3 protein-coding genes and 1 rRNA gene are annotated in these 7,432 nt (G+C 64.5%); all 4 read left to right on the top strand.

Features of this window, described 5'->3' with window-relative positions:
- Positions 1-102 (top strand): 5S ribosomal RNA (gene rrf / locus AC3FJ6_RS16120); the annotation flags it as partial.
- A gap of 1,474 nt (positions 103-1,576) precedes the next feature.
- Entirely contained in the window at positions 1,577-2,740 is a 1,164-nt protein-coding gene (locus tag AC3FJ6_RS16115; RefSeq protein ID WP_488772819.1) for an efflux RND transporter periplasmic adaptor subunit, read from the top strand.
- Between the two features lie 26 nt (positions 2,741-2,766).
- Positions 2,767-5,913, top strand: a complete 3,147-nt coding sequence (locus tag AC3FJ6_RS16110; protein ID WP_400394429.1) for an efflux RND transporter permease subunit — start codon at positions 2,767-2,769, stop codon at positions 5,911-5,913.
- Positions 5,910-7,391, top strand: coding sequence for an AdeC/AdeK/OprM family multidrug efflux complex outer membrane factor (gene adeC / locus AC3FJ6_RS16105; protein ID WP_488772818.1), 1,482 nt, complete (start codon positions 5,910-5,912; stop codon positions 7,389-7,391). Before AC3FJ6_RS16110 ends, adeC begins: the two co-directional genes overlap by 4 nt.
- Positions 7,392-7,432: the final 41 nt, after the last annotated feature.

Genomic DNA, 7,432 nt, shown 5'->3' with positions numbered 1-7,432 from the left:
AGCGAGTTGGAACCACCCCTTCCCATCCCGAACAGGACCGTGAAACGACTTTGCGCCGATGATAGTGCGGACTACCCGTGTGAAAGTAGGTCATCGCCAGGCTCTTATACCCAGAACCCCCAAGCCCTTAAAGCTTGGGGGTTTTGCTTTGGCGGGTGCGAAACGTGCGAGCGCATTCGAGTCCCGCACACCCTCCTGCGTCGCGCATTCCAGGCGCGCGGACAGTCGGCAGCGGTGCAGCCGTTACAGTAGTCTTGTAAAAGCGCATGCAGACACCGGCTCAACCTTCGATATTTCCCCTTATATTGTGCCCAATAAGGCGCAAATATAACCGGCACGGCTTTCGCTCCGTAGTGGCTACAGGGACAGCACCTCCGTTGTTCCACTGCTTTCCGGAGCTGACCATGCCAATGATTCGACCCCGAAGTGTTATCGCCGCAGGCGCACTTGCGCTGCTTTCGATCTCGGCTTGCGCCCAGATGACGCCGGGTCCGCGCGATCCGTATACCCAAGGTGGTGCGACCAGCGGGACTTACGATCCCAACACCAGTGGAGCCCGCGCCGGCGACAAGTTCGATCCGTACTCCCAGGGTGCGGACAGTTCGACAAGGCAAAACCTGGCCCCGCAACCGCAGACTTATCAGTCGCCTGCCCCGTCGTACCAGCCAGCGCCGACTGCTGGCATGGCTCCTGACAGCGCGCCCGGCTATCGGGGCGACATGCGCTGGAGCGGGCCGATGCTCGGCACCCGACTGGGTCCTCGCAATCGTTTCCTCGACGGCGCATAACGAACTTATCCGTCATCGAAATACGACGTCCCCGCCTGTTGGCGGGGATTTTCATTGGCGCGCCTGGCACTCACTGCCTCGAACCACTGTCCCGGCTACGCAACACACTGTCTCGCGAACCGGCAAATCGGTGCCCGGTCCCCTTCGATCCGGCGGTCATCGTTTCAAGTTTCCCCGATTCGATCGAGTATTTCACTTCATTACGCGCAATTTTCTGTCATCCTGATTTATCTCCGAGCTGGTAGCATATCGGCCGACGCGCGAAATAGGCAGCATGCTTATTGAACTGTTTGCCAGGCAGGCGGCTCAAATGCTGCATTGCGGTATCGACGGCTCACCTTGGAGGAGGGAGCGGTCAAAGCCGGCAGTTTCGGCGCATATTGTGTGAAAGGCGCCACAACAGACATGAGCGTCTGCAGATATCGGTGAAAACGATTATTGTTGTCGGTCGGCAGGACGATGCCCGCACAGATCGGCGCACGGCCTACGCATGCAACGGTAATCCCGATAATCGAAGATCGGGCAGGACATTTGAGAGTACGGGGAGCAGGATCGTCCTGATGGGCGGCCCTGTGCCGGACGCGCGCGCGGCGTGGCCGGTGTTCAGATTTTCCTCCAGGCCGGCGAAGCCGGCGAAAGCAGGGGCCCATGGTGACAATCCGTTGAGCCGTAATCCGATACGTGCCTGGTGACAGGTACGCCAATTGCGTCCACGCGCGCCGTGGCGCCCACCCGGCCCAGGCCGGGAACAAGAAGACCAATTCCGTTTCATCCTCGAGGAAATCGCTATGCAAGCAATGCGCGCCAGGCGTGCTTTGATTCCAGGCATGCTGGCTCTTGCCGTGACGGCTCTGACCGCCTGCGGCAAGAAGAATGAAGCCCCCGCGGCCCAGACGCCTGAAGTGAAAGTTGTCACGCTGAAGGACGAAACCGTCACGCTGGATACGTCCCTTCCCGGTCGCACCCTGCCTTACCGGATCGCCGAAGTTCGCCCGCAGGTCAACGGCATCATTCAGAAACGTCTGTTTGTCGAAGGCACGGACGTCAAGCAGGGGCAGCAGCTGTACCAGATCGATCCATCCACCTACGAAGCCACGGCGAAGAGCGCCGAGGCCACGCTTGCGTCGTCGAAACTGCTCGCCGAACGCTACGGCCGTCTGGTCGGCGACGAAGCGGTCAGCAAGCAGCAGTACGCCGAAGCCCAGGCGTCGTACCTGCAGTCAAAGGCTGCCGTGGACCAGGCCCACATCAACCTGCGTTACACCCGTGTGCTGGCACCGATTTCGGGCCGCATCAGCCGTTCGCTGGTGACCGAAGGCGCGCTGGTCACCAACGGCCAGGCCAACGCGCTGGCCACGATCCAGCAGCTCGACCCCATCTATGTGGATGTGACCCAACCGTCGGCGGCGATCCTGCGCCTGCGCAAGGAACTGTCCGATGGCAAGCTGCAGGGCGCCGGCGCCAATGCCGCCAAGGTGACGCTGCAGCTCGAGGATGGCAGCACCTATTCCCAGGCCGGCCGGCTGGAATTTTCCGAAGTGGCCGTGGATCAGAGCACCGGATCGGTGACGCTGCGCGCGGTGTTCCCGAACCCGCGCAATGAACTGCTGCCCGGCATGTTCGTGCACGCGCGCCTGGCCGAAGGCGTGCGGCAATCGGCCATCCTGGCGCCGCAACGTGCCGTGACGCGTGACCTGAAGGGCCAGCCCACGTCGCTGGTGGTCAACGCCAACAACGAAGTGGAACTGCGCGTGCTCAAGACGGACCGCACCATCGGCACCAGCTGGCTGGTGACCGACGGCCTCAAGGCCGGCGACCGTGTCATCGTCGAAGGCCTGCAGTTCGTGCGCCCTGGCGCCAAGGTGAAGGCTACCGAAGCCACTGCGGCGCAGGCGGGTGCAGGACCTGCCTCCGCACCGGCCGCCGCTTCGGCGCCGGCCGCCAAGTCCTGACCGGGACCGACGCATAAGGATTTTCCATGTCTAATTTCTTTATCGAGCGGCCGATCTTTGCGTGGGTGATCGCGCTCGTGATCATGCTGGCGGGCGTGCTGTCGATACGCTCGCTGCCGGTCACGCAATACCCCGCCATCGCGCCGCCCACGATCGCCATCTCGGTGAACTATCCGGGCGCATCGGCACAGACCGTGCAGGACACGGTGGTGCAGGTGATCGAGCAGCAGTTGAACGGCCTGGACCGGTTGCGCTACATCTCGTCAGAGTCGAACTCCGACGGCAGCATGACCATCACGGCGACGTTCGAGCAGGGCACCAACCCCGATATCGCGCAGGTGCAGGTCCAGAACAAGCTGGCCCTGGCTCAGCCTTTGTTGCCGCAGGAAGTGCAGCAGCAGGGCATCCGCGTGACCAAGTCGGTGCGTAACTTCCTGATCATCGTCGGCCTGATCTCGACCGATCCGGCGACCACGCGCGAAGACCTATCGAACTACATCGTCTCGAACCTGCAGGATCCGATCTCGCGGACTTCGGGCGTGGGTGACTTCCAGGTGTTTGGTTCGCAGTACGCCATGCGGATCTGGCTCGACCCGGCCAAGCTCAACAGCTTCCAGCTGGCGCCGCTCGATGTCAGCAACGCCATCAAGGCGCAGAACGTCCAGGTGGCCTCGGGCCAACTGGGCGGCCTGCCGGCGGTGCGCGGGCAGCAGCTCAACGCCACGGTGATCGGCAAGACCCGTCTGCAGACCGCCGAGCAGTTCGGCGACATCCTGCTGAAGGTGAACCCCGATGGCTCGCAGGTGCGCCTGCGCGACGTGGCCGAAGTCGGGCTGGGTGGCCAGGATTACTCGATCAACGCGCAGTACAACGGCAGGCCCGCTTCGGGTATCGCCATTCGTCTGGCATCGGGTGCCAACGCGCTCGAAACGGTCAAGAACATCCACAACACGCTGAACCAGCTGGAGCCGTCGTTCCCGCCGGGCATCAAGGCGGTGTTCCCGTATGACACCACGCCGGTGATCGCCGACTCCATCCAGGAAGTGGTCAAGACGCTGCTCGAAGCCATCGTGCTGGTGTTCCTGGTGATGTACCTGTTCCTGCAAAACTTCCGCGCCACGCTGATCCCGACGATCGCCGTGCCGGTGGTGCTGCTGGGCACGTTCGGCGTGCTGGCCGCCTTTGGCTATTCGATCAACACCCTGACCATGTTCGGGATGGTGCTGGCAATCGGCCTGCTGGTCGACGATGCCATCGTGGTGGTGGAAAACGTCGAGCGGGTGATGTCCGAGGAGGGGCTGGGGCCGAAGGAGGCCGCCCGGAAATCGATGGGGCAGATCCAGGGCGCCCTGGTGGGTATCGCGCTGGTGCTGTCCGCCGTGTTCCTGCCGATGGCGTTCTTTGGCGGCTCCACCGGCGTGATCTATCGCCAGTTCTCGATCACGATCGTCTCCGCGATGGTGCTGTCTGTGCTGGTGGCACTGATCCTGACGCCGGCGCTGTGCGCGACGATGCTCAAGCCGATCGAAAAGGGCGACCACGGCGAGCACAAGGCCGGCTTCTTCGGCTGGTTCAACCGCGGTTTCATCCGGTCCACGCAGAAGTACGAACGTGGCGTGGTGGGCATTCTCAAGCGCCGCGCCCCGTTCCTGCTGGTCTACGTGCTGATCCTGCTGGTCATGGCCTTCCTGTTCACGCGGATCCCGACGTCGTTCCTGCCGGAAGAAGACCAGGGCGTGCTGTATGCCCAGGTGCAGACGCCGCCGGGTTCGTCGGCCGAGCGGACGCAGGCCGTGCTGGACCAGATGCGCAACTACCTGCTCAATGACGAAGGCAAGATCGTGGAATCGCTGTTCACGGTCAACGGCTTCAATTTTGCCGGTCGTGGCCAGAGCTCGGGTCTCGCGTTCATCCTGCTCAAGCCGTTCAAGGATCGCGAAGGCGATGCCACGAGCGTGTTCGACCTGGCCAAGCGTGCGCAAGCCAAGTTCGGCACATTCCGCGACTCTTTGGCCTTTGCCTTTGCGCCGCCCGCCGTGCAGGAGCTTGGCAACGCCACCGGCTTCGACTTCTACATGCAGGACCAGGCCGGCCTGGGCCACGAGGCGCTGATGGAAGCCCGCAACAAGTTCCTGGCGCTGGCCGCCAAGAACCCGGCGCTGCAACGCGTGCGGCCGAACGGCCTGAACGACGAGCCGCAGTACGTGCTCGAGATCGACGACGAACGCGCGCGGGCGCTGGGCATCTCGCTGAGCGACATCAACAGCACGGTGTCGATCGCGTGGGGTTCCAGCTACGTGAACGACTTCATCGACCGTGGCCGCGTCAAGCGCGTGTACCTGCAGGGCCGTCCCAACGCGCGGATGAACCCCGAGGACCTGAACAAGTGGTTCGTGCGCAACGACAAGGGCGACATGGTGCCGTTCTCGGCGTTTGCCACCGGCAAGTGGGGGTATGGCTCGCCGAAGCTGCAACGCTACAACGGCGTACCGGCCGTGGAAATCCTGGGCGAGCCGGCAGCCGGCAAGAGTTCGGGTGAGGCCATGGCCGCTGTCGAGGAAATCATGAAGCAGATGCCGCAGGGTATCGCGTACTCGTGGACCGGCCTGTCGTACGAAGAGCGCCTGTCGGGTGCGCAGGCGCCGGCGCTCTACGCGCTGTCGCTGCTGGTGGTGTTCCTGTGTCTGGCGGCCCTGTATGAAAGCTGGGCGATTCCGTTCTCGGTGATGCTGGTGGTGCCGCTGGGCGTGATCGGCGCCCTGCTGGCGACGCTGGCGCGCGGACTGTCGAACGACGTGTTCTTCCAGGTGGGCCTGCTCACCACGGTGGGCCTGTCGGCCAAGAACGCGATCCTGATCGTCGAGTTCGCCAAGGACCTGCATGACCAGGGCAAGGGCGTGATCGAGGCGGCGGTCGAGGCCTGCCGCATGCGTCTGCGTCCGATCATCATGACATCGCTGGCGTTCATGCTTGGCGTGTTCCCGCTGGCGGTGTCGCAGGGCGCCGGCGCGGGCAGCCAGCACGCCATCGGTACCGGCGTGATCGGCGGCATGATCACCGCCACCGTGCTCGCCATCTTCTGGGTGCCGCTGTTCTTCGTCGTGGTGACGTCGATCAAGGAGCGGCGCCGCAAGTCCGGACCGTCCTCCCAGGAAACGGGAGCCCAAGCATGAGAAAGACGCTACTTTGCCTGGCCGCAGCGGCGGCCCTTGCCGGCTGCAGCCTGATCCCATCGTATGAACGCCCGGCCGCGCCGGTCGATGCCGCGTATCCGCAAGGAGACGCCTACGCCGCTTCTGCCGGCGATGCGCAGGTGGCTGCCGCGGCGGAGCTTGGCTGGCGCGATTACTTTGCCGATCCGCGCCTGCAGCGGCTGATCCAGATCGCGCTGGACAACAACCGCGACCTGCGCGTGGCGGCGCTCAACGTCGACGCCTATCGCGCGCAGTACCGCATCCAGCGTGCCGACCTGTTCCCCGAGGTGGGGGCGACCGGCCAGGGCACGCGCCAGCGCGTGCCGGCGGATCTTTCCTCTACCGGCCAGCGTGTGATCAGCAGCCAGTACGGCGTGTCGCTGGGCACCACGGCATGGGAGCTCGACCTGTTCGGGCGGCTGCGCAGTCTCAGCGAAGCGGCGCTGGAGCAATATTTCGCCAGCGAGGAAGCGCGCCGCAGCACGCAGATCGCGCTGGTGGCCAGCGTGGCCAATGCCTATCTGACGCAACTGGCGGACGAAGCGAACCTTCAGGTCACGCGTGACACGCTCGGTGCGTACGAGCGCACGTACAACCTCACGCGGCGCAGCTTCGAGGAAGGCATTGCATCGCGGCTGGACCTGCGCCAGTCGCAGACGCAGGTCGAGAACGCGCGGGCACAGCTGTCGCGCTATACGCGCCTGGTGGCGCAGGATGTCAACGCGCTCACGCTGCTGCTGGGCGCCGGTATCCCGGCCGACCTGCCTGCGGGCCTGACGCTGGACCAGAAGCTCGTGGCGGAAGTGCCAGCCGGCATGCCGTCGGACCTGCTGCAGTTCCGCCCCGACATCCTGTCGGCCGAGCACCGCCTGAAATCGGCCAATGCCGATATCGGCGCGGCGCGCGCGGCGTTCTTCCCGCGCATCACGCTGACGGCGTCGGGTGGGACGGCCAGTCGCCAGCTGTCCGGCCTGTTCGATGCGGGATCGGGCACGTGGCTGTTCTCGCCGCAGATCACGCTGCCGATCTTCACGGCCGGCAGCCTGCGCGCAAGCCTGGACTACGCGAAGATCCAGAAGGACATCAACGTCGCCACGTACGAGCGCACCGTGCAGTCTGCGTTCCGCGAGGTGTCCGATGGCCTGGCCGCACGCGGCACGTTCACCGATCAGGTGGCGGCACAGACCCGGCTGGTAGAGGCTAGTTCGGACTACTACCAGCTGGCGGAAGGGCGCTACCGTACCGGCGTGGACAGCTACCTGACCGTGCTAGATGCGCAGCGCCAGCTGTTCACGGCGCGCCAGGCGCTGATCGAGGCCCGCCTGAACCAGCTGACCAGCGAGGTCAACCTCTACAAGGCGCTGGGCGGCGGCCTGAACGAGGCCACCGGCGCACCGGCGCCCGACGCCGGCACCACCACGGGCAGCACGTCGAACGGCAGCAAGTCGGCGTCCTGATCGGCACTGCGGCATGGTCCGCAGGCAATGAGGGAGGCAGC

The organism is Cupriavidus sp. 94F1 (genome assembly GCF_057798875.1).
Note: the sequence above shows the minus strand (reverse complement) of the source record. Positions and strands in the feature narration are given on the sequence as shown.

Coding starts and splice junctions, on each gene's coding strand:
- adeC (WP_488772818.1), top strand. CDS start 5,910: ATGAGAAAGACGCTACTTTGCCTGGCCGCAGCGGCGGCCCTTGCCGGC.
- AC3FJ6_RS16115 (WP_488772819.1), top strand. CDS start 1,577: ATGCAAGCAATGCGCGCCAGGCGTGCTTTGATTCCAGGCATGCTGGCT.
- AC3FJ6_RS16110 (WP_400394429.1), top strand. CDS start 2,767: ATGTCTAATTTCTTTATCGAGCGGCCGATCTTTGCGTGGGTGATCGCG.